Source organism: Alsobacter sp. P4_H11 (assembly GCF_056400925.1).
Map to the genome: position 1 here is coordinate 152,926 of NZ_JBFUKI010000006.1, position 21,004 is coordinate 173,929.

A 21,004-nucleotide genomic window follows, 5' to 3' on the forward strand; every position below is an offset into this window, starting at 1 on the left:
CCGGTTCTCCTCAGCGCACGATCAGGGCGACGACCCAGATCAGGATCGTCAGCACCACCGAGCCGATGATGTTGAGGCGGGCCATGTTCTCGCGCGCTTCGGGGCCGAAGCCCAGCCCGACGTCCCACACGAGATGCCGTACGCCGCCGATAAGATGGTGGATCAGCGCCCAGGTGTAGCCGAACAGGATCAGCTGGCCGATGATCGACCCCATGAACCATTGCACCTGCGCGTAACCGGCCGGGCCGCTCGCGGCGCCGATCAGCCACACCACCAGCAGCAGCGTGCCGACATAGAGCGCGCCCCCGGTGATGCGGTGCAGGATCGACATCACCATGGTGAGGTATGGGGTGAAGATCTGCAGGTGGGGGGAGAGCGGACGTTGCGTCCGGACCGGTGAGTCGGCCATTGCCTTCTCTTTCGTGGCGAAAACGGGGCGGTGTTTCAGTAACGCGTGTCCCCCCCTTTCGCAATGCGGTAGGATACGCGACGTTTGGCGGAAGTAGAGCGATTCGACAGCATGGCGAGGGTTTCCACCCCAGCGGCGATGACGCACCTGCCCGCCCGCAAGCGCGCCCCTCGCCGCCTTGCTGCGGCGCAACATGCCGGCGAGGCCGCCGCGCCCCGCGTCCGGGCGGTCCGCAAAAGCGCGCTGGAGCGGCGCGAGGAGATCCTGGTCGCCGCCATCGCGTTTTTCGCCGAACATGGCTTTGCGGCCTCCACGCATGTTCTCGCCGCCAATATGGGGATCCGGCAGGCGCTTTTGTACCGCTACTACGAGTCCAAGGACGCGCTGGTGGAAGCCGTGTTCGCCCGCGTGGCCGGGAGCCGCTGGCGCGAGGACCTGCCGGCCGTTCTGGGCGACCGCTCGCTGCCGCTGGCCGAGCGCCTTGCGACAGTCTACCGCGCCTATGCGGACCAGGACGACGGCCCCGCCATCCGCCTCCTGATGCGCGCCGCCCTGGACGGCCTGCCGCTGCCGAGCCGCCGCGGCGGCGCGCTCACCGACCAGATCTTCGCGCCCCTGCTGGACGAACTGCGCCGCGAAGCCGGCCTGCCCGCCACCGCGACGCGGCCCATGCTGGCCGCCGAGCGCGACATGCTGATGCTGCTCCATGGCGCGATCGTGTTCCAAGGGGTGCGCGAGCACATCTACCGCGCCCCGGTGGAGAGCCGCGACGCCGTGATCGGCCTTTATGTGGAGACGTTTCTGGCCGGCGCCCGGCAGGTGATCCGGACGCTGCATCCCGGGCGCGCCGATTCGGCCCTGAAGCGTTCCGACCGGGTTCCCGCCACCGCGCTCGAGCGCCTCGCTGTCCGCCGCACCTCCCAGGCCTCCTGACCGGCGCGCGCTGGTCGAGGAATCAAATCTGATTCCGGCGTGGTGTCGGGTTGTTGTAGTGAGCCCCGAATCAATAACGGTGCTTTCGCCACTGCGCGGCTCAACAAAAATTCCTGAATCTATTGAATCGCTTGGCGAAAGGTGGTCGGCCCCCGCGTAATGTGGGCGGCTCCGAAACGATCGGTGAATCAATTCCGAAAGGCAGGATGTTTACAGCGCCCTGCGATGGTCGGTGAATCATCGTTGGCCGTCGAACGGATCCGCTCGGCCGAACGCTCGGCGTGGCCGCGGCTTCGAACGCGGCCGCGTGTGCTGGCGCCCGCAATGCAACCTGCGACTAGTGGCCAACCCGCGGGCGACGAGGGTTTTCTACCGGTCCACCGGGACACCCTCTCATGAACCGCCTTGCACTCGCCGCCCTCGTCGTCGCGGTCGCAACCGCGCCGGCCTACTCGATGTCAATCACGCAACGCGGCGACACCGTGCGTCTCGCGGGCACGATCGTCATGGGAGACGAGATCAGGTTTCGTGAGTTGGTCGCCAGCCACGCCGGAGACCTCACGGTCGACGTGAACAGCGGAGGCGGCAAGATCGCGGCCGCCAAGGACATCGCGAGATTGATCCGCGCGAAGGGCTGGAGCGTGAGGCTGGATGCCGCCAACTCGAAATGCGCCAGCGCCTGCACGGTGATCTTTGCTGCCGGATCCAAGCGCATCTACCTGAATGGTGAGCGGCTACCCGAAGGCGTCCAGGGCAAATCAGGCTTCCGCGGCCTCGGATACCACGAGGGCAATGATCCGCTGTCGTTGCAAGCCGGCCGTTACAGCGGGGGCGCGACGGCCGCGATGATCGGGATGTACTACGAACTCGGGGCACGGGCGGCCGTCGATCTCGTCACCAAGGCTCCGCCGGACAAGCTGTACCGGATATCGGGCCCGACTGCCGTGTCGCTGGGGCTCGCGACGAGCCTCCGATGAAACGGTCCGCGCCAATGCGCGCCGGACGATAAGGCTCGATCCAGTCAAAGCGGCCTTGGCTGAAACATCCATGTGGGTCCGGATTAGTGATCATCGAATCACAACCCGATCCGAATCCCGCCGCAACCACCTGCGGTGGTCGGCGAATCACTTCCAACGCGGCGCCAGCACCCACAGGTCGAGATCCAGGATCACGGCCGGGTCATAGTCCTCGCCGTCCTTGAGCGGAAAATCGCGGCAGGGCTTGTTCTTGGTCGCCACCATGCGCACGCGCAGCCCGCCGACGTCGTCGCGGCCGGGGAGCGGCTGCTTGTCGAGGATCTCGCTCCACGCATACACGGTGTCGCCCGCGAACAGCGGCGCGACGTGGCGGCCGCCATTGATGGCCGCGACATGGAACGCGTTCGCAAGGCCGTTGAAGCTCAGCGCCCGCGCCAGCGAGATCACGTGGCCGCCATAGATCAGCCGCCGGCCGAAGCGGCTGGAAGCCTGCGCGAGCTGGTCGAAATGCACCTTGGCGGTGTTCTGGTAGAGGCGGGTGGCCAGCATGTGCTCGGCCTCTTCCACCGTCATGCCGTCGACGTGGTCGATTTGCTCGCCGACCTCGTAGTCGTCCCAGCGGTCGAGCGATCCCGCCAGCACGTCGTCGTAGGCGGCCGGGTCCAGCGCCGGGCAGGCGTCGCCGAGCGCGTCCGGCGAGACCACGCGCGGCAGCGTCGGCACGTGCTCCTCGGCGATCACGGCCTCGGGGTCGCGCTTGTGCACCATCACCCAGCGCACATAGTCGAGCACCTCGACGCCGTCCTGGTTGAAGCCGGTGGAGCGCACATAGACGACGCCGGTCCGGCGGTTGGAGTTCTCCTTGAGGCCTATCACCTCCGAGACGGTCCGCAGCGTGTCGCCGGGGTAGACCGGCGCGAGAAAGCGCGCCGCCGCATAGCCCAGATTGGCGACTGCGTTCAGCGACACGTCCGGCACCGTCTTGCCGAACACGATGTGGAACACCAGCAGGTCGTCGACCGGCGCGTGGCGGTAGCCCAGCTGCTTGGCGAACATTTCCGAGGACTGCACGGCGAAGCGCGTGCCGTACAGCGCCGCGTAGAGCGATGCGTCCCCCGCCGTGACGGTGCGCGGCGTCGCGTGCCGGATAACCTCGCCGATGGCGAAATCCTCGAAGAAGCGGCCCGAATTGGTCTTGGTGGTCATGCGCGCCTCGCCGGGTGGGTGCTGGTCGCGCCCTTTGTGGCAGGCGCGGCCGCGCTCCCGCAAGAGCCGCGCCCGCTAGACGTTCGGCCGAGGCGGGCTCAGAGGATCGGCTTGGGCAGCCCGCGCCGCAGGCAGGCGGCTGTCAGCGTGTTGGCGAGCAGGCACGCGATGGTCATCGGCCCCACCCCGCCCGGGACCGGCGTGATCGCGCCCGCGACCTCGGAGCAGGACGCGAAATCCACGTCGCCGACGATGCGGGTCTTGCCCTCGCCGAGTTCCGGCGCGGACACCCGGTTGATGCCGACGTCGAGCACGATTGCGCCGGGCTTCACCCAGTCGCCCGTCACCATGCCGGGCCGGCCCACGGCCGCCACCAGGATGTCGGCCCGCCGGCATACGGCCGGGAGGTCGCGGGTGCGCGAATGCGCGATCGTGACCGTGCAGCTTTCGGCGGTCAGCAACGCCGCCATGGGCTTGCCGACGATGTTGGAGCGGCCGATCACCACAGCCTCGAGCCCGGCGAGGTCGCCCTTGAGCTCGCGCAGCAGCATGAGGCAGCCCAGCGGCGTGCATGGCACGAGGCTCGGAACCCCAGACGCCAGGCGCCCGGCGTTCATCGGGTGGAAGCCGTCCACGTCCTTGCGCGGGTCGATCGCCTCCAGCACCAGCTCGGCGTTGATCTGGGCCGGCAGCGGCAATTGCACCAGGATGCCGTCCACGGCATCGTCGGCGTTGAGCCGGCCTACAAGCGCCAGAAGGTCCTGTTCGCTGGTGTCGGCCGGGAGCTTGTGCTCGAAGGAGCGCATGCCCGCCTCGACGGTCTGCTTGGCCTTGGAGCGCACATAGACCTGGCTGGCCGGATTGTCGCCGACCAGCACCACCGCGAGCCCGGGCGTGACGCCCTGCCGGGCCAGTTCGCCGACCCGCTCGGCGATGCGCTCGCGCAATGCGGCGGCGGCGGCCTTTCCGTCGATGATCGCGGCCGTCATGAAACCGTCTCGCTCAGCAATCGGCGACTTTGCGGATCGCGGACGCCGCCTTGGCGCGAGCCCGGCGCACCACGCAGGCCTGCGCCAGTCGGCTCGCCAACGCCTCGGGCTCGCCATCGATCCGCAGCGTCTTCACGCGCGCGGTTCCGCCCGCCGTCAACGCCACGCTGCCATGCGCCACCCCGCAGGCGTCCGCCAGCAGGCGCGCCAGGGCAGCGTTGGCCTTTCCGGCCTCCGGCACGGCGCGCACGCGGGCCTTCAGCACCGGCTTGCCGTTGGCCAGCGCCTCGATGCCCTCGATGCAGTCCTTGCCGCCCTTGGGGGTGAGCCGGACATGCACGACGAGGCCGGCCGAATCGACCGTCCAGGGAGTGATATGGGGGTCCGAGGCCATCAGAACACGTTCGGGTAGATGTAGAGGCCAATGACGCGCTGGATCAGGAAGATGATCAGCAGCAGCACGATCGGAGACACGTCGATGCCGCCGAGATCCGGCAGGCGCCGCCGGATGGGGGCCAGCACCGGCTCGGTGAGCTGGTACACGCCGTTCCAGATCATCCGCACCACGTCGTTACGGACGTTGATGACGTTGAAGGCGACGAGCCAGCTCAGGATCGCGGACGCAATGATGATCCAGGTGTAGAGATCGAGCACGAGCAGGATCACGTCGAGGATGGCGCGCATTGCTGGGAAGGCTCCGTCGGAGAGGCCGTGCGGACAGGCGGTTTGAGAGCCTTAACGGGGCCGTGCGCGGCCCACAAGAGCAAGCACGCCACAGCCTTGCGCGATCCTCTCGGCCATTGCCGAAAACCCGTCTGGACCCGCCAGAACTTTGGTGATTGACAACACCGGCGCCCCCCACCTAAAAGGCGCGCACCCGGAGAGGGGCTGTAGCTCAGTTGGGAGAGCGCTGCAATCGCACTGCAGAGGTCAGGGGTTCGAATCCCCTCAGCTCCACCAGGGGCCCAATATCGTAGTTTAGATTGATTGCTGAGCGACTCTAGACGCCCGTCGACGGCTGCCGCGTACACCGCGTGCGTGGCCGTGAGCGTTGCTTATCTCGCCCGATTTGCCTTGCATCATTTGCGTTGATTTCTGCCGCTCCACAAAAATCTGTGCGGACCGCCATAGGTTCGGAACGGGCCTGCATAAGATGACGGGAAGCTGCGGCGTGAGACCGGCTGTCGGCGACCGCGTCGCCATCGAGCCGGGCTAAAACGCTCGGCAGCTCCGAAGGGGCAATCAGCATGTTGCAGCAGACTAGTTTAGCTGGCCGGATCATCGCTGCGCTCGATGAAGCCGCGGGCGCGGCGTTCGATCCAGAAGCGCCTGGCGATATCGTGGAGATCCGCGAAGGCGAGGCGATGGAATGGATCGCTCAGACCTACCGCGATACGGAGATGATCAATCTGTTCCGGATTGTGGATACCGGTCACCAAGACAGCTTCATCGCCGTTTGCACCGGGGATGGCGGTCGCATCTCCAGGACGATTGGACCTGCCATCAGCGAAGAAGACCTCAAGGTGCGTGTCGGGAACGCCCCTGAAGGTTGGACGGAAGTGTAGCTTCAAGACGACCCGGCGATAGAACAGGCTGCAACCGTAAGTTGGCGTCTTTGCGAGCTTCGCACGGGAACACCCGCGCTCGCCGCCGGTTCTATGCGCTGCAACCCAACCAGCAGCGGAGAACGACCATGAGCCGAGGCCTTCCTTCCATGACGGCCCTTTTGGGGCTTCTCGCCGTCGCGGGATTCCAGAACAAGGACAAGATCGCCGAGATGCTCGGCGGGCTGGGCGGCGGCGCCGCCGGCAGGCCGACCGGGCCGGGCGGGCTCGGGAGCCAGGGCGCGCAGGCCGGGCAGGCGGGCGGCTTCGGTAATCTGGGCGGGCTCTTCGGCGGGCTGGCGGGCGGAAGCGCCGGCGGGCTGCTGAGCGGCGGCCTCGGCCAGTTGATCGACCAGTTCAAGCAGGCCGGCCAGGGCGAGACGGTTGATTCCTGGGTGAGCCCGGGCCCCAACAAGCCCGTGGAGCCGCAGCAATTGCAGACCGCCATCGGTCCCGACGTTCTGGCGACCCTGTCGCAACAAACCGGCCTATCGCAGCAGGAATTGCTGGCCAGGCTCTCGCGCGAGCTGCCCAAGGCGGTGGACCAGTATACGCCCGACGGCAGGCTGCCGAGCGCCGACCACGCCTGACCCTGCCGGGCGCGGAGCCGCCTCCGCGCCCGTTTCAACCTCTGCGTGTTTCGGGTTATGCTTTCCCGGAACACGCGGAGGTCGGCGCTATCGCGATGCGCGAAATCCACCGATGGCAGGGCGCGAGCGGCCAGTGGTACGACCACGGGGTCCACCCCTTCGGTCAGGTGCATTGTGCGGCCGCGAACTTCATCATGGTGCGCCGGGAGCGAAACGGCGCCTGCACGCCGCTCTATGTCGGCGAGGCGGCCGATTTTCCCCAACGCTTCCTTTGCGATCCCAAGCGGCTCGCCGCCCTCGCGATGGGGGCCAACGAAATCCACATCCTGCTCGGCGAAGCCAGCACGGATCGGCGCGCCAGGATCGATTTCGATCTGCGCCGCGCTCATCCGACGCCGCTGAACGAACGCGCCGGCTCGGGCGTGTGAAGCCGGCGAACGCGCGCCAGACCGCGTTCCCCGGGCCTGGGCGGACGCCCGCTCATCCTGCAACTGATTGTCAATTGCGAATTCAGTCCTAGACTTCGGGCGGCTTCGGTGCTTTAGCGGCGTCTCACGCGGCAGGGTTGAGCCAGGGCGAGATGGAACAGGGACTGAAGATCGCAGCCGGCAGCATCGTGGTCGGCGTCGTCGTCCTCGGCCTGAAGATCATCGCCTATCTGTGGACCGGCAGCGTCGCGCTCTATTCCGACGCGGTGGAGAGCGTGATCAACGTGGTGGCGGCCGTCGCGGCCCTGATCGCGGTCTGGTACAGCGCCCGCCCCGCCGACGCGGACCATCCCTATGGGCATCACAAGGCCGAGTATTTCTCGGCCGTGCTGGAAGGCGCGCTGATCGTTCTCGCCGCGGTGGCGATCTTCCGGGAAGCCTATGGCGCCTATCTGGCCCCGCGCGGCATCCAGGCCCCGCTGGAGGGCCTGCTGGTCAACGGGTTGGCCAGCGCGATCAACGCCGGCTGGTGCTGGGTGCTGATCTCGCGCGGCCGCAAGTTGCGCTCGCCCGCCCTGGTGGCGGACGGCAAGCACCTGCTGAGCGACGTTATCTCGTCCGGCGGCGTCGTGTTCGGCGTCGGGCTGGCGGCGCTCACGGGTTGGAGCATCCTGGATCCCGCGCTGGCCGCCCTGGTGGCGGTCAACATCCTGTGGTCGGGCTGGGGCCTGATCCGGGAATCCACCGCCGGCCTCATGGACGCGGCCGTGACCCCCAAGGAGCACGCCGCCATCCAGGGCGTGATCTCGGCCAATGCCGTAGGCGCGCTGGAAGCGCATGATCTGCGCACCCGCCACGCCGGCAAGGCCACCTTCATCGACCTGCACCTCGTGGTGCCGGGCGCCATGACGGTGGACGCCTCGCACGCCATCTGCGACCGCATCGAGGCGGCCCTGAAGGACGCCATCCACGGCGCGATCGTGACCATCCACGTGGAGCCGGAGGGCAAGGCCAAGCACCACGGCATTCCGGTGCTGGCCCCGGGCGGACGCTAGAGCCGGTTCCGCTCCAGCGCCCTGTCGTGCCTCAGCGCTGCTGGTCGATGATCTTCACGACCTGGCGGCTGCGGGGCTCCACCACGACGATCTTCTCGTCGGGCGACACGAAATAGGCGAGCTGCGCCAGGCGGCGCGAACCGATGCCCTCCATCGGCTGCAGGTCCACGTAGTCGGGCACGATGCTGCCGACCCGCACGGAGCCGCCCTGCATCTCGACCGGCGCGAGGCGCTCCTCGATGATGCGGCGACGGATGATGGTCTCCTGCTCGGGCGCGATGGCGTAGCCGTCGTCGATCGAGCCGGTCTCTTCCTGGATGATGGTGGTCTGCGCCTGCGCGCCGGTCGAAAGGCCGGTGGTCGCGATGGCGCCGAAGCCGGCCGCCAGCACGGCCGCCTTGAGGGTGCGCGAAAGGGTCATGCGTCGCTCCTGTCCGTTGTGGACCGGGGAACGCCGCCTCGGACGGTGGGTTCCGCCCGAGCTTCGACCGCGAGGGCCGCCCGCCTAGTGGGCGAACAGCACCGGCACCGTGGACGCGCTCAGGATGTGGCTCGTCACGCCGCCGAAGATCATCTGCCGCAGCCGGCTCTGCGTGTACGCGCCCTTGATGATGAGGTCCGCCCCGAACGAGGCGGCGTGGTCCAGGGTGGCCTCGCCCTGGCTGCGCCCGCCGGGCGCCACCGTGACGGCGTCCGCCTCGACGCCGTCGAGCCGCAGGCGCCGGACGAGCTCGTCCCCGGACGGCCCCGGCACGGTCGCGCCCTCCACGGTGAGGATGCGGATGCGGCGCGCCTGCACGAGGATCGGCATCGCCATCGACACCGCGCGCGCCGTTTCGGTGCTGCAGTTCCACGCGATCAGCACGGTTTCGCCGATGGCGCCGCGCTCGGGCGGCCCGCCGGGCGGGGCCATCAGGATGGGCCTGCCGCTCTCGAACAGCACCGCCTCCAGCAGTGACAGCCGCGGCCCCGCCGCGCCCGCGCCGGGCCGGCCCACCACGGTGATGTCGAACACGCGCGCATGCGCGGCGACTGCGCTGTCGCCCAGGAGCGCGCCGTCCCGCACGGTCCAGCTCGGGCCTTCGGGCGCGCGCTCGCGGCGCTGCACGCCGTTCTCCTCCATGAACCGCTCGAACAGCATCAAGGCGTCGCGGGAACTGTCGGCCGTGCCGGTCTGCGCCGGCGGCCAGAGCGGCACCATCTCGCCCACGATGTAGTTGTCGATCAGCGGCAGCGTCGCGACCGCCTCCATGCAGCTGCCGAACCGTCGGCCGAACGCCAGGGCGGTCTGCAGGGTGGCCTGCATGCCCTCGTTGTCTTCCACCGGAACCAGAACCGATTTCATGGCCATCGACGCGACTCCCCACTTGGCTCGAAGCCGGAGCTTAACACGTCCAATTGTCGCCGCGAGGGGGTAGCGAAACGCCATGGCCTTGCGGCCGAGGCGTTAATTTGCTCCGTAATCGCGGCGATTCGGGGGAGATGGTCGATGGGGTGGCGCGTTGTGTTCGGCTTCTTGGCCGGTGCGTTGTCGGTGCTGCTGGTCCATCAGACCGCGACCCATTTCGGCGGCAAGCTCGGCTTCGGCGGCGGCGGCGCCTGGTCTATGGCGCCGGTTCCGCCCTTCGGCGTGCCCGCCATCGCGTCGGCGGCGTTTTTTGGCGGGCTCTGGGGCGTGCTGCTCACATCCATCACGCCGCACACCGGCCGCGGCGTGATCGGGGCGGTCTCGGCCGTGCTCATCATGGCGGTGTTGATGAGCCTCGTGGGCTGGTTCGTGATCGCGCCCATCAAGGGCCGCGGCATCGGCTTCGTGGCCAGCCGGGCCATCTACCCGCTGGTCTACAACGCCATCTGGGCGATCGGAACGCTCGTGTTTCTGCGGCTCATGCCGCGATCGGGCGCGTGATCAGCTCGTTTGCTCGCATCGGCGCCACAGTTCCGGCTGGGCGGCGTCGCCGGCCTGGAGCTGCACGACGTTCTCGCCCATCAGCCGCATCGTCACGGGCGCGCCGGCCGGCGTCTCCTGCGGCGGCACGGTGTACTGGAAGCCGTGGCGCGAGTAGGCGCCCTCCAGCCGCGCGCCGCCCGGCGTCACGATGGACGGGCCGCTGATTTGGAAGGTCTTGCCGGTTTTCTCGTTGCACCACGAGCCGTCGATGGAATCCGCCCACGAGGGCGTGGCCCACAAGGCGGCCGCCGCCGCGATCGCCGCAATCCGATAACCCGCCATGGCGCTGCCCTCCCGAAACCCCAAGCTTACAGGGGAGATCGCGGCCGGGAAGGCGCCGCGGCCCACAATCGCGCAGAGGTGATCGCCCGCTCAGACGAACTCGGCGACCCGCCCGGCCGGCTCGGCCATGCGCGCCGGCTCAGGCTCGGCGACCCTCTCGGTCGCCGCGACCCGCTCCACGCAGGACGGCGCGGTGCTGGCGGCCGGCGGCGAGAGCCAATGGTCCAGGAACGCGTCCAGCCAGGTGCGGACCTGCGGATCGTTGAGGTGCCAGCCCTGCAGGTGCTCGTGGCGGGGGCGCGCGCCCGGCATCGCCATGCGCTCATGCGCCCGCACGGTCCACCGGCACATCATCGCGTAGGTGACCTCGGGGTGGAACTGCAGGCCGAAGGCCCGCTCGCCGCAGCGAAACGCCTGGTGGGGAAAGATGTCGCCCTCCGCCAGCGGCTCGCAGCAGCCCGGCATGTCGAAGCCTTCGCGGTGCCACTGGTAGACGCGGCCCGGCCAGGGCGCGCCGATCTCCTGCGCGAAGCCCTGTCCCTTGTCGGTGGGACGCAGCGCGTAATAGCCGATCTCGGCGTGGCCCTCCGGATGGGTCTCCACCCGCCCGCCGAGCTGGCGCACCAGCATCTGCGCCCCCAGGCACAGGCCGAGATAGGGCTTGCGGGCGCGCAGCACCGAGCCGATCCAGTCGATCTGGTCCTTGACCCAGGGATGCTCGTCATTGGCGCTCATCGGCCCGCCGAACACCACCGCCCCGTCGTGCTCGTCCATGGTGTCGGGCAGCGTCTGGCCGAGCGGCGTGCGGCGGATGTCGAGCGCATAACCACGCTCCTGCAGGAGCCGGCCGACGCGACCGGGAGTGGAATGCTCCTGGTGAAGAACGATCAGAATGCGCTTGCTCACGAAGGAAGCCGCCCCATGATGATCCAGTCCAGCGTCCCCGCCCGGGAGGACGTGTCCGAAGTAGCATCAACCGTGCCACAACCACGCAGCCCGGTCGAGCGACCGAAAGGCGCAGCCGCCCGCCGTCTGGCGCATGCTTAGCGGGCTGGAAGCGCCGCGCAATTGCGCCGTCCGGCCTCCAGGCAGTTCTGCGCTTTTTTGGCCCGGTCCATCGATTCCACCAGAAACAACCCGGCCCCGAGCAGCAGCAGGCACAGGATCGCGGCCACCAGGTTCACGGTGGTGCGCTGCGGATCCTCCGCGTCGTTACGCGCGTCGCCGCGCTCGCCTTTGCCGCCGGACATCGGGCCTCCGGCATCTAGCCTACCCCGGCGACCCGTGAGCCGAAAGCCGGCTCAGAGCGTCATCCTTCAGCGCGACAGCCACCACGCGCCCGGGCTGCGGGCCCAGCTCTTGGCGGACGGCGCGGCCGGGGCCGGGGCGAAGCCCATCGGGGCCGTCGGCAACGTGCGGGCGGCCCACTGCGCCGGCTGCTGGCGCTTGTGCGCGGCAAGCTGCGTCTTCGTGGTCTTCGCCTTGCTGGCCAGCATCGTGCTCGCCGGCGACACGCCCGTGATGGCGATCACGGCGCCTTCCTTCTGCACCATGGCGTAGAGCTGCGCCGCATTCGCCTTGGCGAGGCGCACGCAGCCATGCGAGGCCGGCCGGCCGAGGGCGTTCACCGCGCCCGTGCCATGGATCGCATAGCCGCCCTTGAAGAAGATCGAGTGCGGCATCGGCGACATGTCGTATTTGCGGGAATAGTGCATCTTTTCGAGCCGCTGCGGCCGGTACACGCCGCGCGGCGTCGCGTAGCCCTGCCGGGCCGACGAGATCTTCCAGGTGTGGCTGTCGCCCGCGTCCGACGTCACCCGCATGGTCTGGGTCGAGAGGTCGACATTGACGCGCACGAGCGCGCTGGCGGTGTGCGCATTGGCGAAGATCGCCGCCACGAACACGAAGAACACGGCGAAGAAGCGAGCCAGAACACGCATGACGAACCCTTCCGAATGACGAACCCTGTGTGCGGGCCGTCTCGGCGGCCTCGCGGTCGCATTCATCAGTAGGGCGGAATTGTTGCGGCAGACTTGCGCTGCCACAGTCCCGGCGTCGATCCAGCCCAAAACCTGCCGCTTTGGTGAACGGCGATCGTGCAAATTTTAAGCTTCTGGGCCGTTCGGCGGATAGGCGTGCCTGCCGCCCTGGAAGTCCTCCACGGTCCCGTCCGCGATCGCGTCGGGACTGATCGGCGCCTTGCCGAAGCCGCCCGGGATGTCGAGCACATAGGTCGGCTGGCACAGGCCCGAGAGGCGCCCGCGCAGCGCCCGCATCAGCGCGCGGCCTTCGTCGACGGTGGTGCGGAAATGCGCGGTTCCGGGCGCGAGGTCGCCATGATGGAGGTAATAGGGCTTCACCCGCGCCTCCACGAAGGCGCGCATCAGCGCCGCCATCGTTTCCACGTCGTCGTTGACGCCCTTGAGCAGCACCGTCTGGCTCACCAGCGCGACGCCGGCGTCCAGCAGCCGCGCGCAGGCGTGCCGGGCCGCCGGCGTCAGCTCGCGCGGATGATTGGCGTGCACGGCCACATAGGTGGTCTTGCCGGAAGCCGTCAGGGCCGCGACAAGCTCGGGCCCGACGCGCTCGGGATCCACCACGGGCAGCCGGGTGTGCCAGCGCAGGATCCGCACATGCGGGATGGCGCCCAGCGCTTCGACCACCTCGCGCAAACGGCGTGGCGAGAGCACAAGCGGGTCGCCGCCCGTGATCACGACCTCCCAGATCTCCGGCCGGGCTCGAACATAGTCCAGCGCCGCCGCGAACGCCTCGGGCGACAGCATGCCGGAGCCTGCCGGCCCCACGGTCTCGCGCCGGAAGCAGAACCGGCAATACACCGCGCACACATGCACGAGCTTCAGCAGCACGCGGTCCGGGTAGCGATGCACCAAGCCCTCGGTCGGGCTGTGGACGTCGTCGCCGATCGGGTCGGCGCGCTCTTCCGGCAGGGTGACCAGTTCGCGCGGGTCCGGCACGAACTGCCGCGCGATGGGGTCCTGAGCGTCGGAAACGTCGATCAGCGCCTGCATGGCGGGCGTCACCGCCACGGCGTAGCGCTCCGCCACCGCGGCCGCGTCGTCGCGACCGCCTGCGGGCAGCAGGCCGGCCTCGACGAGGTCGTCGGCGCTGCGCAGGCTGCGGGGAAGCCGCATGGGCGTGGAAGCGGGGCTGCTCATGGGCGGTGGTCATCTCACGGCTGCGCCGGGGTGACAACAACCCGCGAAGCCGGCGATCAGCCGGCGACCGGCGTCCACACCACCTGGTCGATCCGGCTCGCCCCCGTGGCGAGCATCACGAGCCTGTCGAGCCCGAGCGCGATGCCGCTGGCGGGCGGCATCAGCGACAGCGCGTCGAGGAACTCCTCGTCCACCGGGTAGCGTTCGCCATAGACGCGCTCCTTCTCGGCCATCTCGCCCTCGAACCTAAGGCGCTGCTCGTCCGGGTCGGTGAGTTCGCCGAACGCGTTGGCGAGCTCCACCCCGCAGGCATAGAGCTCGAAGCGCTCGGCCACGCGCGGGTCGGCGTCCTTGGGCCGGGCCAGCGCGGCCTCGCTCACTGGGTACTCGCACAGAATGGTCGGGCGCCCGAAGCCCAGATGCGGCTCGATACGCTCCACCAGCACGCGGCTGAAGATGTCCGCCCAGGTGTCGTCGGCCGCCACCCGGACGCCGGCCTGGGTGGCGGCGGCCGCCAGCGCGTCGCGGTCCGTCTCGCGCTCGTCCATGGTGGCCAGGAGGTCGATCCCGGCGCGCTCCGCGAAGGCGTCCGCCACCGTGACGCGCTCGGGAGAAGCAAAGGGATCCGCCTCCCGTCCGCGAAAGCGGAATGTGGTCGCGCCAGCGGTTTCAGCCGCGAGCCGCAGCAGGGCGGCGCAGTCCTCCATCAGGGCCTCGTAGGGCTCCTCGGCGCGGTACCATTCCAGCATCGTGAATTCGGGATGGTGCAGCGCGCTGCGCTCCCGGTTCCGGAACACCTTGGCGAAGTCGAAGATGCGGCGTTCGCCGGCCGCCAGCAGCTTCTTGCAGGCGAATTCGGGCGAGGTGTGGAGGTAAAGCGGCGTGCGTTCGCCCGCGGGTCCGACGATCTCGGTCGCAAAACCGTGCAGATGCGCCTCGTTGCCGGGCGAAACCTGCAGGATCGCGCCCTCGACCTCGACGAAGTCGCGCTCCTCGAACCAGCGCCGCAGCGCCGCCACGATGCGGTTGCGGGCGAGCAGAAAGGGCCTGCGATCGAGATGAACGTGCGGCGTCCACCACGGCGAGGCGCTCGGCGGGCCGGCGCTCATGCGCGGCTTCCCCGCGAGACACTGGCCATTTCGACAGATTCGTGCTGAAAGGCTGCAGCCTCGGCGACCCGCACGCGCGGCCGCGTGCGCGGCTTGCCAGCGCCCCGCCCCGGGTCGCGACCGCCATTAAAGAGAGACACACCCGTGAAGGTCATCGCCAGCTCGCTCCGCAAGGGCAACATCGTCGACAAGGACGGCAAGCTCTACGTCATTCTGACGGCGGAAAACATCCATCCCGGCAAGGGCACGCCGGTGACCCAGCTCGACATGCGCCGCATCTCGGACGGCGTGAAGATCTCCGAGCGCTACCGGACCACCGAGCAGGTCGAGCGCGCCTATGTGGAAGATCGCAACTACAACTATCTCTACAGCGATGGCGAGGGCCATCATTTCATGAACCCCGAGAACTACGACCAGATCGCGGTTCCGGCGGACGTGATGGGCGACCAGGGCATCTGGCTGCAGGAGAACATGTCCTGCGTGATCAGCGTCCATGACGGCGTGCCGGTCGCCATCGAGGTTCCGGCCCGCGTGACGCTCGAGATCACCGACACCGAGCCCACCGTGAAGGGCCAGACGGCCTCGTCGTCCTACAAGCCCGCCATGCTGAGCAACGGCGCCAAGACGATGGTGCCGCCGCATATCGGCCCCGGCACCCGCGTGGTGGTGATGACCGAGGACAGCTCCTACGTCGAGCGCGCCAAGGACTGACGGATTCGAACCGAGGTTCTCGGTTCTTCGGCGGAACGGCCCCGCGAGCCTGCGCGTTGCACACGCTCAAGCTCCGGGTCCGAACCACAATGTCCCTTGATCGTCGCCGTTTCGCCGCCCTGAGCGGCGCAGCCTTGCTGGCCGGAGCCTCCCCGCTCCGGGCGCAGACTTCGCCGGCGCCGTCGGCCGCGCCCGCATCGCCTCCCGTCTCGCCGACGGTCGCGCAGCCGCCGCCTCCGTCCTTCCGCTTCGAGGACGTGTCCGACCGGGCGCGCCGGCTCGCCTCCGAGCCGTTCCAGGCCGCGCCGCCGGTTCTGCCGCCCGAACTCGCGGCGCTCGACTATGACGCCTACCGCGACATCCGCTTCCGGCCCGAACGGGCGCTGCTGGGCGACAACGGCTCGGCCTTCCGGCTCCAGCTGTTTCATCTCGGCTTCCTGTTCACCCGGCCCGTGGTGGTCAACATCGTCCAGCACGGGCTCGCCGCGCCGGTGCCGTACTCGGCCTCGCTGTTCGACTACGGAAAGAACCGCTTCGGCGCGCCGCTTCCCGTCGGCCTCGGCTTTGCGGGGTTCCGGCTGCACTACCCCCTGAATGACCCCGACAAGCTCGACGAGCTGGCGGTGTTCCTGGGCGCGAGCTATTTCCGCTTTCTCTCGCGCGGGCAGCGCTACGGCCTCTCGGCGCGCGGGCTCGCGATCGGCAGCGGGCAGCCCGGCGAGGAATTTCCGTTTTTCCGCGAGTTCTGGATCGAGCAGCCCGCCAAGGGGGCCGAGCACATCGTCATCTATGCGCTGATGGACGGCGCCTCGGTGACGGGCGCCTACCAGATCATCCTGCGGCCCGGCCCCGAGACCGCCGCCGAGGTGCGCAGCGAGATTTATCCCCGCCGCAGCCTCGCCACCATGGGCGTGGCGCCGCTCACCTCCATGTTCTTCACCAGCGAGAACGATCGCCGCCTCCGCGACGATTTCCGCAGCGAGATCCACGATTCCGACGGCCTGCTGATGCACACCGGCGGCGGCGAGTGGATCTGGCGGCCGCTGGCCAACCCACCCGCGCCGCGCTCCTCGCATTTCGGCGACCGCAATCCGGCCGGCTTCGGCCTGCTGCAGCGGGACCGCAATTTCGCCCGCTACGAGGATCTGGAGGCGCGCTACGACCTGCGCCCGAGCTATTGGGTGGAGCCCCGCGGCGACTGGGGCGAGGGCACGGTGGATCTCATCGAGCTCAACACGCCCGACGAGACCAACGACAACATTGTGGCGTTCTGGACGCCCGCCAAGCCGGCCGAGCCGGGCGAGCCCTTGCGGCTGTCCTACGTCATCCGCTCGCTGGACAGCCCGGACCTGCATCGCGGCGGCAAGGCGACCGGCACGTTCCAGACGGCGCTGGCTGGCCCGGCTTCCTCGCCCGACAGGGTTCGGCGCCGGTTCATGGTGGATTTCACCTCCGGCGACCTGCCGTTCTTTCTCGGCTCGCCCAAGCGCGTCGAGCTCTTCGCCGACGTGCAGGGCGGCACGGTGGCGCGCCGTAGCCTCGAGCCGAACCCGGTGACGCGCGGCTTCCGCAGCTATCTGGACATCGACGCCCCGAAGGGCGCGACCGTCGAGATCCGCAGCTACCTCACCGTCGACGGGCACGCGGTGACGGAAACCTGGGCTTTCGCGTGGGCTGTTCCAGCCTGATGGGCGCAACACAGCCGTTCCATGCTTGAAACGCCCGTTCCGTTGAGGCTTGATCGCAGGGCGCGGCTGCGCGCATGCGAGAACCGATTTCGATGGAAGCGCCCCGGGATTTCGACGCCCTGAAACTGCTGCTGGTGTCCCGGCGGGCCGACCTGCCGCGACGCCTCCAGCAGGTGGCCGAGTTCGCGGTGGCGCATCCGGACGAGCTCGCCTTCGGGACGGCCGCCAGCATCGCCGAACTCGCCAGCGTGCAGCCCTCGACGCTGGTGCGTTTCGCCAAGGCGGTGGGCTATTCGGGCTTTTCGGACATGCAGAGCGTGTTTCGCCACCGCCTGCGGGACCGCTGGCCCGACTATGGCGAGCGCCTGCGCACCCTCCACGACGTCCAGCCGGCCGGCGAGGACCCGGCGCGCCTGATGTTCGGCTTCGCCGAGGCGGCGTCGGCCTCGCTCCAGCGCATGCGCCAGACGGTTGCGTCCGAGGACCTCGACGCCGCGGTCGCGATCCTGGCCGGCGCCGAGACGATCTATCTTGTGGGAATGCGGCGCGCCTTTCCGGTGGCGGCCTATCTGGCCTATGCGCTGCCCAAGCTCGGCATCCGCAGCCTGCTGATCGACAACGTCGCCCATCTGGGGGCCGACCAGCTCGCCCATGTGGGCCCGCGCGACGCCCTGGTGGCGATCAGCTTTTCGCCCTACACGCCTACAACCGTGGAGCTCGCGGCCGCGGCCGCCGCCCGGCACGCTCCCGTGGTGGCGCTCACCGACAGCCCGTTCAGCCCGCTGGCCGAACTCGCGACCGTTTGGCTGGAAGTGATCGAGGCCGATTTCGGCGCCTTCCGCTCCATGGCGGCGACGTTCTGCCTCGCCATGACGCTGGCGGTCGCCGTCGGCGAGCGTCGCTCGGCCGACGGCGAGGCGCTAGCCGCGCGTCAGAGCACCGTGGACCACGGCGTGGGCACGAAGTCGTAGCCCTTGCCGTCCTTGGCGATGAAGCCGTGCGCCGGGAACGGGAAGTGGAAGCCGGCGACATGCATGCGTTCGGCCGCCACCATGTCGAGCACCTTGTGGCGCGTCGCGCGCGCCATGTCGGCATCCTGGTCGAACACGGCCGACCAGTCCGGATTGCGTACGAACAGCGCCGGGTGGTTGGTGACGTCGGACAGGATCATCAGCTTCTCGGAGCCGGACGCCACCGCGAAGATGGTGTGGCCGGGCGTGTGGCCAGGCGCGCCGATGGCCGTGATGCCGGGCGCGACTTCCTTGTTCCAGTCGTAACGCTTCACGTCCTTGGCCATGGGGCCGAACACGCGGCGCACATTCGCGAAGGCGCCCTTCATGCCTTCGGGGGCCTGCGCCATCTTGGCGTCGTCCATCCAGAAGTCCCATTCCATGGCCGGAACCAGGATCTCGGCCTTGGTGAAGCCCTCGATGCCCTCCTTCGGGCGCACGCCGTTGATGTGGTCGCCGTGGAAATGGCTGATCAGCACCGTGTCGATGGAGGCTGGATCGATGCCGGCCGCCTTCATGTTGGGAACCAGCTGGCCGTTGGTGGGGCCGCCGAGGCCGCCGAGGCCGGTGTCCACCAGGATCAGCTTGGAGCCGGTGTTGACGATCAGAGCCGTGAACGTGATCGGCAGCGTCTCGGGCGACATGTAGGCGTCCTTCAGCGCGCCCTGCACGTCCGCCAGCTTGGCGTTCTTCACGAAGCCTTCGGTGAGCTTCAGGTTGTTGATGCCGTCATGGATGGCGGTGATCTCGTAGTCGCCCACCTTGTAGCGGTAGGCGCCGGCGGTCGGCTTGCCGACGGGCGGGGCGGCGGCCAGCGCGGCGGCGGGCGCAACCGAGGCGGCCGCGAGGCCGGTGGCGGCGGTCAGGAATGTGCGGCGATCGATCGACATCGGGATAGCATCTCCTCGCGACTGTTTTTGGCGCTCGTTGATCGTGCGCGTGATGGCGCGACCCGGAACTAGGGCGCGCACGCGCAAGATGGCGTCCGCAACGCGAAAAGGCTGCTCACCTCTCCGTGAACAGCCTCCTCGGATGGGCGAAAAAGATCAGCCGCGGCCGACGAAGGGCATCTTGGTCGCCATCACGTTCATGGTCAGCACGTTGGCGTCCAGCGGCAGGGTCGCCATGTAGACCACCGCGCGGGCCACGTGGTCCGCGTCGATGCGCGGCTCCGGCATCATCGAGCCGTTCGCCTGCATGACGCCGCCCGTCATCCGCTCGGTCATGTCCGTGGCGGCGTTGCCGATGTCGATCTGCCCCACCGCGATGTCGTATTTGCGCCCGTCCAACGCCGCCGACCGGGTGAGCCCGAGCACGCCGTGCTTGGTCGCCGTGTAGGGCGCCGAGTTCGGCCGCGGCGCATAGGCCGACACCGAGCCGTTGTTGATGATGCGCCCGCCGCGCGGATTCTGGTCCTTCATCACCCGGAAGGCGTTCTGGATGCCCAGGAACACGCCCGTCAGGTTGGCGTCGACCACGTTGCGCCACTGCTCCATGGTGAGCTCTTCGAGCGGGATCGCGGGCGCGCCGGTGCCGGCATTGTTGAAGATTACGTCCACGCGCCCGAAGGCCGCGACGGTTTCGTCGAACAGCCCCCGCATCGAGGCCTCGTCCGACACGTCGGTCGGCCGCGCCAGCGTGCGCGCGCCGGGGCCCGCCAGGGCGGCGGACTGCTCCAGCGGCTCGCGCCGGCGTCCCGCGAAAGTCACCGCGAAGCCGGCCCGCGACAGCGCCAGCGCGGCGGCGCGCCCCACGCCCGTGCCCGCGCCCGTGACGATCGCGACCTTGCCTTCCGCACTCATGGATTCCTCCCTGTAATCGTTTTAGAAGCCGTTCGGGCCTGCTCGGCCGCCACTTTGGCGACGCCTTGCCCGCCGGGCAACCGCTTTATGGCGTGACTGAACTGCGCGAGCGCCTGGCCAACAGGTCCACCGCAATCCAGAGTTCCACCTTTAGCGCCGCGGGAACCGGTCTCCGCCTCGCCTGTTGTTCCGATGATCGCACGCAAAGGGAGGATATGATGGCTTCCGCACACAAGCTCCGAGGCGTCCGCCTCACCGTCCTGGCGCTCGCCTGCTCGGTCGCCGTTGCGACGGCGCAGACGCAGCCCCAGGCACCGAACATGCCCAATCCGAAAACGACCGTTCCGGAAAAGATCGACCCGCCGTTGAACAGCGACAAGTCCACCGATTCCGATACCACCGGCACGGTGCGCGGCGGCACGCTGAGCGACCAGCTCAACAAGAGCGATGGCGTGATCACGCCGCCCACCAACATGGACCAGGGCATCCACGCTCCCGCGCCGGTTCCGAACCCCGGGACCATGCCGGTGATCCCGCCGCCGAATGGATCCAACAGCACGATCGATCCCAAGTAAGGTTAGCCGGCAAGGCTCGTAAACACGGAGGATCGCATGAGCGACGCGCATCCCGGCCCGACGCATGAGCGCGGGCTTCCGATCAACGAAACCGAACGGCTGATCGCCTCCGACAAGGTCGAGGGCACGGGCGTCTACGACCGCGCCGGCAACAGCCTCGGCACGGTGTACAACTTCATGGTCGACAAGGTGTCCGGCAAGGTCGCCTACGCGGTGATGTCGTTCGGCGGCTTCCTGGGGATCGGCGAACGCTACCACCCCTTCCCGTGGAGCAAGCTCGACTACGACACCCGCATGGGCGGCTACGTGGTGGACATGACCAAGGAGGAGCTGGAGCGGGCGCCAAGCTACACGGCCGCCGAGGCGCCGTGGAACAACCCCGACTATGGCCGCAGCGTCTACGAATACTATCGCATCCCCTTCTACATGTAAGATGAAGCTCCGGCCTGCGCAGATGATCGCGGGCCGGAGATCGTCCTTGCGCCGGACCGCGGCTGTATCGGGCGTCT

Annotated in this window: 27 protein-coding genes and 1 tRNA gene; 13 read left to right on the forward strand and 15 right to left on the reverse strand. The window is 68.7% G+C overall.

Translation table 11 applies throughout. The annotated features are described in order from the left end of the window. Positions 1-10: 10 nt before the first annotated feature. A complete protein-coding gene (gene sdhC / locus AC1DSZ_RS12250; RefSeq protein ID WP_476838647.1) occupies positions 11-409 on the reverse strand; it encodes a succinate dehydrogenase, cytochrome b556 subunit in 399 nt (132 codons plus the stop codon). A gap of 111 nt (positions 410-520) precedes the next feature. Here sdhC and AC1DSZ_RS12255 point away from each other — a divergent pair, with 111 nt between their 5' ends. Both AC1DSZ_RS12255 and AC1DSZ_RS12260 read left to right on the forward strand, forming a co-directional pair. Then, on the forward strand, positions 521-1,342 hold the full coding sequence (locus AC1DSZ_RS12255; protein ID WP_476838648.1) for a TetR/AcrR family transcriptional regulator: 822 nt from the start codon (positions 521-523) through the stop codon (positions 1,340-1,342). Positions 1,343-1,737: 395 nt separating this feature from the next. Then, positions 1,738-2,319 (forward strand): hypothetical protein, encoded by a 582-nt coding sequence (locus tag AC1DSZ_RS12260; RefSeq protein ID WP_476838649.1) that lies wholly within the window; start codon positions 1,738-1,740, stop codon positions 2,317-2,319. A gap of 147 nt (positions 2,320-2,466) precedes the next feature. Here AC1DSZ_RS12260 and AC1DSZ_RS12265 read toward each other — a convergent pair whose 3' ends face one another. From AC1DSZ_RS12265 to AC1DSZ_RS12280, 4 genes are all read right to left on the reverse strand, one after another. Then, a complete protein-coding gene (locus tag AC1DSZ_RS12265; RefSeq protein WP_476838650.1) occupies positions 2,467-3,525 on the reverse strand; it encodes a MaoC family dehydratase in 1,059 nt (352 codons plus the stop codon). A gap of 98 nt (positions 3,526-3,623) precedes the next feature. Then, positions 3,624-4,514, reverse strand: coding sequence for a bifunctional methylenetetrahydrofolate dehydrogenase/methenyltetrahydrofolate cyclohydrolase FolD (gene folD, locus AC1DSZ_RS12270; protein WP_476838651.1), 891 nt, complete (start codon positions 4,512-4,514; stop codon positions 3,624-3,626). 13 nt (positions 4,515-4,527) lie between these two features. Continuing rightward, entirely contained in the window at positions 4,528-4,908 is a 381-nt protein-coding gene (locus tag AC1DSZ_RS12275) for a DUF167 family protein (protein ID WP_476838652.1), read from the reverse strand. Continuing rightward, a complete protein-coding gene (locus AC1DSZ_RS12280) occupies positions 4,908-5,198 on the reverse strand; it encodes a YggT family protein (protein ID WP_476838653.1) in 291 nt (96 codons plus the stop codon). The genes AC1DSZ_RS12275 and AC1DSZ_RS12280 overlap by 1 nt, the downstream gene beginning before the upstream one ends. A gap of 200 nt (positions 5,199-5,398) precedes the next feature. Between AC1DSZ_RS12280 and AC1DSZ_RS12285 the strand changes: the two genes are divergently transcribed. The 5 genes from AC1DSZ_RS12285 to AC1DSZ_RS12305 all read left to right on the forward strand — a co-directional run bounded on the left by AC1DSZ_RS12285 (position 5,399) and on the right by AC1DSZ_RS12305 (position 8,191). Continuing rightward, a tRNA-Ala gene (locus AC1DSZ_RS12285) sits at positions 5,399-5,474 on the forward strand. Positions 5,475-5,761: 287 nt separating this feature from the next. After that, positions 5,762-6,079 (forward strand): hypothetical protein, encoded by a 318-nt coding sequence (locus tag AC1DSZ_RS12290; protein ID WP_476838654.1) that lies wholly within the window; start codon positions 5,762-5,764, stop codon positions 6,077-6,079. Between the two features lie 128 nt (positions 6,080-6,207). Next, positions 6,208-6,708, forward strand: a complete 501-nt coding sequence (locus AC1DSZ_RS12295; RefSeq protein WP_476838655.1) for a YidB family protein — start codon at positions 6,208-6,210, stop codon at positions 6,706-6,708. 95 nt (positions 6,709-6,803) lie between these two features. Continuing rightward, the gene (locus AC1DSZ_RS12300; protein ID WP_476838656.1) at positions 6,804-7,136 is read left to right on the forward strand and encodes a hypothetical protein; all 333 of its coding nucleotides are present in this window, start codon (positions 6,804-6,806) and stop codon (positions 7,134-7,136) included. A 152-nt stretch (positions 7,137-7,288) separates the two neighbouring features. Then, positions 7,289-8,191, forward strand: coding sequence for a cation diffusion facilitator family transporter (locus AC1DSZ_RS12305; protein ID WP_476838657.1), 903 nt, complete (start codon positions 7,289-7,291; stop codon positions 8,189-8,191). A gap of 31 nt (positions 8,192-8,222) precedes the next feature. Here the strand turns inward: AC1DSZ_RS12305 and AC1DSZ_RS12310 are convergent, their stop codons facing one another. Both AC1DSZ_RS12310 and AC1DSZ_RS12315 read right to left on the reverse strand, forming a co-directional pair. Continuing rightward, complete coding sequence (locus tag AC1DSZ_RS12310; RefSeq protein ID WP_476838658.1) at positions 8,223-8,612, reverse strand: DUF1236 domain-containing protein; 390 nt, start codon at positions 8,610-8,612, stop codon at positions 8,223-8,225. A gap of 84 nt (positions 8,613-8,696) precedes the next feature. Then, a complete protein-coding gene (locus tag AC1DSZ_RS12315; protein ID WP_476838659.1) occupies positions 8,697-9,542 on the reverse strand; it encodes a universal stress protein in 846 nt (281 codons plus the stop codon). Between the two features lie 138 nt (positions 9,543-9,680). Between AC1DSZ_RS12315 and AC1DSZ_RS12320 the strand changes: the two genes are divergently transcribed. Further along, on the forward strand, positions 9,681-10,100 hold the full coding sequence (locus AC1DSZ_RS12320) for a hypothetical protein (protein ID WP_476838660.1): 420 nt from the start codon (positions 9,681-9,683) through the stop codon (positions 10,098-10,100). On the opposite strand, the gene AC1DSZ_RS12325 is transcribed toward AC1DSZ_RS12320, so the two are convergent. The 6 genes from AC1DSZ_RS12325 to epmA all read right to left on the reverse strand — a co-directional run bounded on the left by AC1DSZ_RS12325 (position 10,101) and on the right by epmA (position 14,709). Next, complete coding sequence (locus AC1DSZ_RS12325) at positions 10,101-10,424, reverse strand: hypothetical protein (RefSeq protein WP_476838661.1); 324 nt, start codon at positions 10,422-10,424, stop codon at positions 10,101-10,103. Between the two features lie 90 nt (positions 10,425-10,514). Beyond that, on the reverse strand, positions 10,515-11,330 hold the full coding sequence (locus AC1DSZ_RS12330; protein ID WP_476838662.1) for a glutamine amidotransferase: 816 nt from the start codon (positions 11,328-11,330) through the stop codon (positions 10,515-10,517). 137 nt (positions 11,331-11,467) lie between these two features. Further along, a complete protein-coding gene (locus AC1DSZ_RS12335; RefSeq protein WP_476838663.1) occupies positions 11,468-11,674 on the reverse strand; it encodes a hypothetical protein in 207 nt (68 codons plus the stop codon). 66 nt (positions 11,675-11,740) lie between these two features. Beyond that, positions 11,741-12,364 carry a L,D-transpeptidase gene (locus tag AC1DSZ_RS12340; RefSeq protein WP_476838664.1) on the reverse strand — a complete coding sequence of 208 codons (624 nt, stop codon included), beginning with the start codon at positions 12,362-12,364 and terminating at the stop codon, positions 11,741-11,743. 165 nt (positions 12,365-12,529) lie between these two features. Next, complete coding sequence (locus tag AC1DSZ_RS12345) at positions 12,530-13,576, reverse strand: lysine-2,3-aminomutase-like protein (protein WP_476838869.1); 1,047 nt, start codon at positions 13,574-13,576, stop codon at positions 12,530-12,532. A gap of 80 nt (positions 13,577-13,656) precedes the next feature. Beyond that, positions 13,657-14,709, reverse strand: a complete 1,053-nt coding sequence (gene epmA / locus AC1DSZ_RS12350) for an EF-P lysine aminoacylase EpmA (RefSeq protein ID WP_476838665.1) — start codon at positions 14,707-14,709, stop codon at positions 13,657-13,659. Between the two features lie 144 nt (positions 14,710-14,853). On the opposite strand from epmA, the gene efp reads away from it, so the two are divergent. The 3 genes from efp to AC1DSZ_RS12365 all read left to right on the forward strand — a co-directional run bounded on the left by efp (position 14,854) and on the right by AC1DSZ_RS12365 (position 18,079). After that, a complete protein-coding gene (gene efp, locus AC1DSZ_RS12355) occupies positions 14,854-15,420 on the forward strand; it encodes an elongation factor P (protein ID WP_188520053.1) in 567 nt (188 codons plus the stop codon). An 89-nt stretch (positions 15,421-15,509) separates the two neighbouring features. Beyond that, positions 15,510-17,108: an OpgD/OpgG family glucan biosynthesis protein gene (locus tag AC1DSZ_RS12360; RefSeq protein WP_476838666.1), complete on the forward strand. Its 1,599-nt coding sequence runs from the start codon at positions 15,510-15,512 to the stop codon at positions 17,106-17,108. Between the two features lie 92 nt (positions 17,109-17,200). After that, entirely contained in the window at positions 17,201-18,079 is an 879-nt protein-coding gene (locus AC1DSZ_RS12365) for a MurR/RpiR family transcriptional regulator (protein WP_476838667.1), read from the forward strand. Here AC1DSZ_RS12365 and AC1DSZ_RS12370 read toward each other — a convergent pair. Both AC1DSZ_RS12370 and AC1DSZ_RS12375 read right to left on the reverse strand, forming a co-directional pair. After that, positions 18,040-19,008 carry an MBL fold metallo-hydrolase gene (locus AC1DSZ_RS12370; protein WP_476838668.1) on the reverse strand — a complete coding sequence of 323 codons (969 nt, stop codon included), beginning with the start codon at positions 19,006-19,008 and terminating at the stop codon, positions 18,040-18,042. The genes AC1DSZ_RS12365 and AC1DSZ_RS12370 overlap by 40 nt on opposite strands. 156 nt (positions 19,009-19,164) lie before the next feature. Beyond that, positions 19,165-19,920 carry an SDR family oxidoreductase gene (locus AC1DSZ_RS12375; protein WP_476838669.1) on the reverse strand — a complete coding sequence of 252 codons (756 nt, stop codon included), beginning with the start codon at positions 19,918-19,920 and terminating at the stop codon, positions 19,165-19,167. A 218-nt stretch (positions 19,921-20,138) separates the two neighbouring features. On the opposite strand from AC1DSZ_RS12375, the gene AC1DSZ_RS12380 reads away from it, so the two are divergent. Together AC1DSZ_RS12380 and AC1DSZ_RS12385 are read left to right on the forward strand one after the other, a co-directional pair. Next, positions 20,139-20,495, forward strand: coding sequence for a hypothetical protein (locus AC1DSZ_RS12380; protein WP_476838670.1), 357 nt, complete (start codon positions 20,139-20,141; stop codon positions 20,493-20,495). Positions 20,496-20,531: 36 nt separating this feature from the next. After that, positions 20,532-20,927 carry a PRC-barrel domain-containing protein gene (locus tag AC1DSZ_RS12385; protein ID WP_476838671.1) on the forward strand — a complete coding sequence of 132 codons (396 nt, stop codon included), beginning with the start codon at positions 20,532-20,534 and terminating at the stop codon, positions 20,925-20,927. Positions 20,928-21,004 lie beyond the last annotated feature (77 nt).

Bases quoted from the DNA above. Each gene is read 5' to 3' on its own strand.
- epmA (WP_476838665.1), bottom strand. From the start codon at position 14,709: ATGAGCGCCGGCCCGCCGAGCGCCTCGCCGTGGTGGACGCCGCACGTT.
- AC1DSZ_RS12310 (WP_476838658.1), bottom strand. From the start codon at position 8,612: ATGACCCTTTCGCGCACCCTCAAGGCGGCCGTGCTGGCGGCCGGCTTC.
- AC1DSZ_RS12385 (WP_476838671.1), top strand. From the start codon at position 20,532: ATGAGCGACGCGCATCCCGGCCCGACGCATGAGCGCGGGCTTCCGATC.
- AC1DSZ_RS12260 (WP_476838649.1), top strand. From the start codon at position 1,738: ATGAACCGCCTTGCACTCGCCGCCCTCGTCGTCGCGGTCGCAACCGCG.
- AC1DSZ_RS12375 (WP_476838669.1), bottom strand. From the start codon at position 19,920: ATGAGTGCGGAAGGCAAGGTCGCGATCGTCACGGGCGCGGGCACGGGC.
- AC1DSZ_RS12335 (WP_476838663.1), bottom strand. From the start codon at position 11,674: ATGTCCGGCGGCAAAGGCGAGCGCGGCGACGCGCGTAACGACGCGGAG.
- folD (WP_476838651.1), bottom strand. From the start codon at position 4,514: ATGACGGCCGCGATCATCGACGGAAAGGCCGCCGCCGCCGCATTGCGC.
- AC1DSZ_RS12255 (WP_476838648.1), top strand. From the start codon at position 521: ATGGCGAGGGTTTCCACCCCAGCGGCGATGACGCACCTGCCCGCCCGC.
- AC1DSZ_RS12305 (WP_476838657.1), top strand. From the start codon at position 7,289: ATGGAACAGGGACTGAAGATCGCAGCCGGCAGCATCGTGGTCGGCGTC.
- AC1DSZ_RS12340 (WP_476838664.1), bottom strand. From the start codon at position 12,364: ATGCGTGTTCTGGCTCGCTTCTTCGCCGTGTTCTTCGTGTTCGTGGCG.
- AC1DSZ_RS12290 (WP_476838654.1), top strand. From the start codon at position 5,762: ATGTTGCAGCAGACTAGTTTAGCTGGCCGGATCATCGCTGCGCTCGAT.
- AC1DSZ_RS12325 (WP_476838661.1), bottom strand. From the start codon at position 10,424: ATGGCGGGTTATCGGATTGCGGCGATCGCGGCGGCGGCCGCCTTGTGG.
- AC1DSZ_RS12265 (WP_476838650.1), bottom strand. From the start codon at position 3,525: ATGACCACCAAGACCAATTCGGGCCGCTTCTTCGAGGATTTCGCCATC.
- AC1DSZ_RS12320 (WP_476838660.1), top strand. From the start codon at position 9,681: ATGGGGTGGCGCGTTGTGTTCGGCTTCTTGGCCGGTGCGTTGTCGGTG.
- AC1DSZ_RS12295 (WP_476838655.1), top strand. From the start codon at position 6,208: ATGAGCCGAGGCCTTCCTTCCATGACGGCCCTTTTGGGGCTTCTCGCC.
- AC1DSZ_RS12370 (WP_476838668.1), bottom strand. From the start codon at position 19,008: ATGTCGATCGATCGCCGCACATTCCTGACCGCCGCCACCGGCCTCGCG.
- AC1DSZ_RS12345 (WP_476838869.1), bottom strand. From the start codon at position 13,576: ATGCGGCTTCCCCGCAGCCTGCGCAGCGCCGACGACCTCGTCGAGGCC.
- AC1DSZ_RS12380 (WP_476838670.1), top strand. From the start codon at position 20,139: ATGGCTTCCGCACACAAGCTCCGAGGCGTCCGCCTCACCGTCCTGGCG.
- AC1DSZ_RS12365 (WP_476838667.1), top strand. From the start codon at position 17,201: ATGGAAGCGCCCCGGGATTTCGACGCCCTGAAACTGCTGCTGGTGTCC.
- AC1DSZ_RS12300 (WP_476838656.1), top strand. From the start codon at position 6,804: ATGCGCGAAATCCACCGATGGCAGGGCGCGAGCGGCCAGTGGTACGAC.
- AC1DSZ_RS12275 (WP_476838652.1), bottom strand. From the start codon at position 4,908: ATGGCCTCGGACCCCCATATCACTCCCTGGACGGTCGATTCGGCCGGC.
- AC1DSZ_RS12315 (WP_476838659.1), bottom strand. From the start codon at position 9,542: ATGGCCATGAAATCGGTTCTGGTTCCGGTGGAAGACAACGAGGGCATG.
- AC1DSZ_RS12280 (WP_476838653.1), bottom strand. From the start codon at position 5,198: ATGCGCGCCATCCTCGACGTGATCCTGCTCGTGCTCGATCTCTACACC.
- sdhC (WP_476838647.1), bottom strand. From the start codon at position 409: ATGGCCGACTCACCGGTCCGGACGCAACGTCCGCTCTCCCCCCACCTG.
- AC1DSZ_RS12360 (WP_476838666.1), top strand. From the start codon at position 15,510: ATGTCCCTTGATCGTCGCCGTTTCGCCGCCCTGAGCGGCGCAGCCTTG.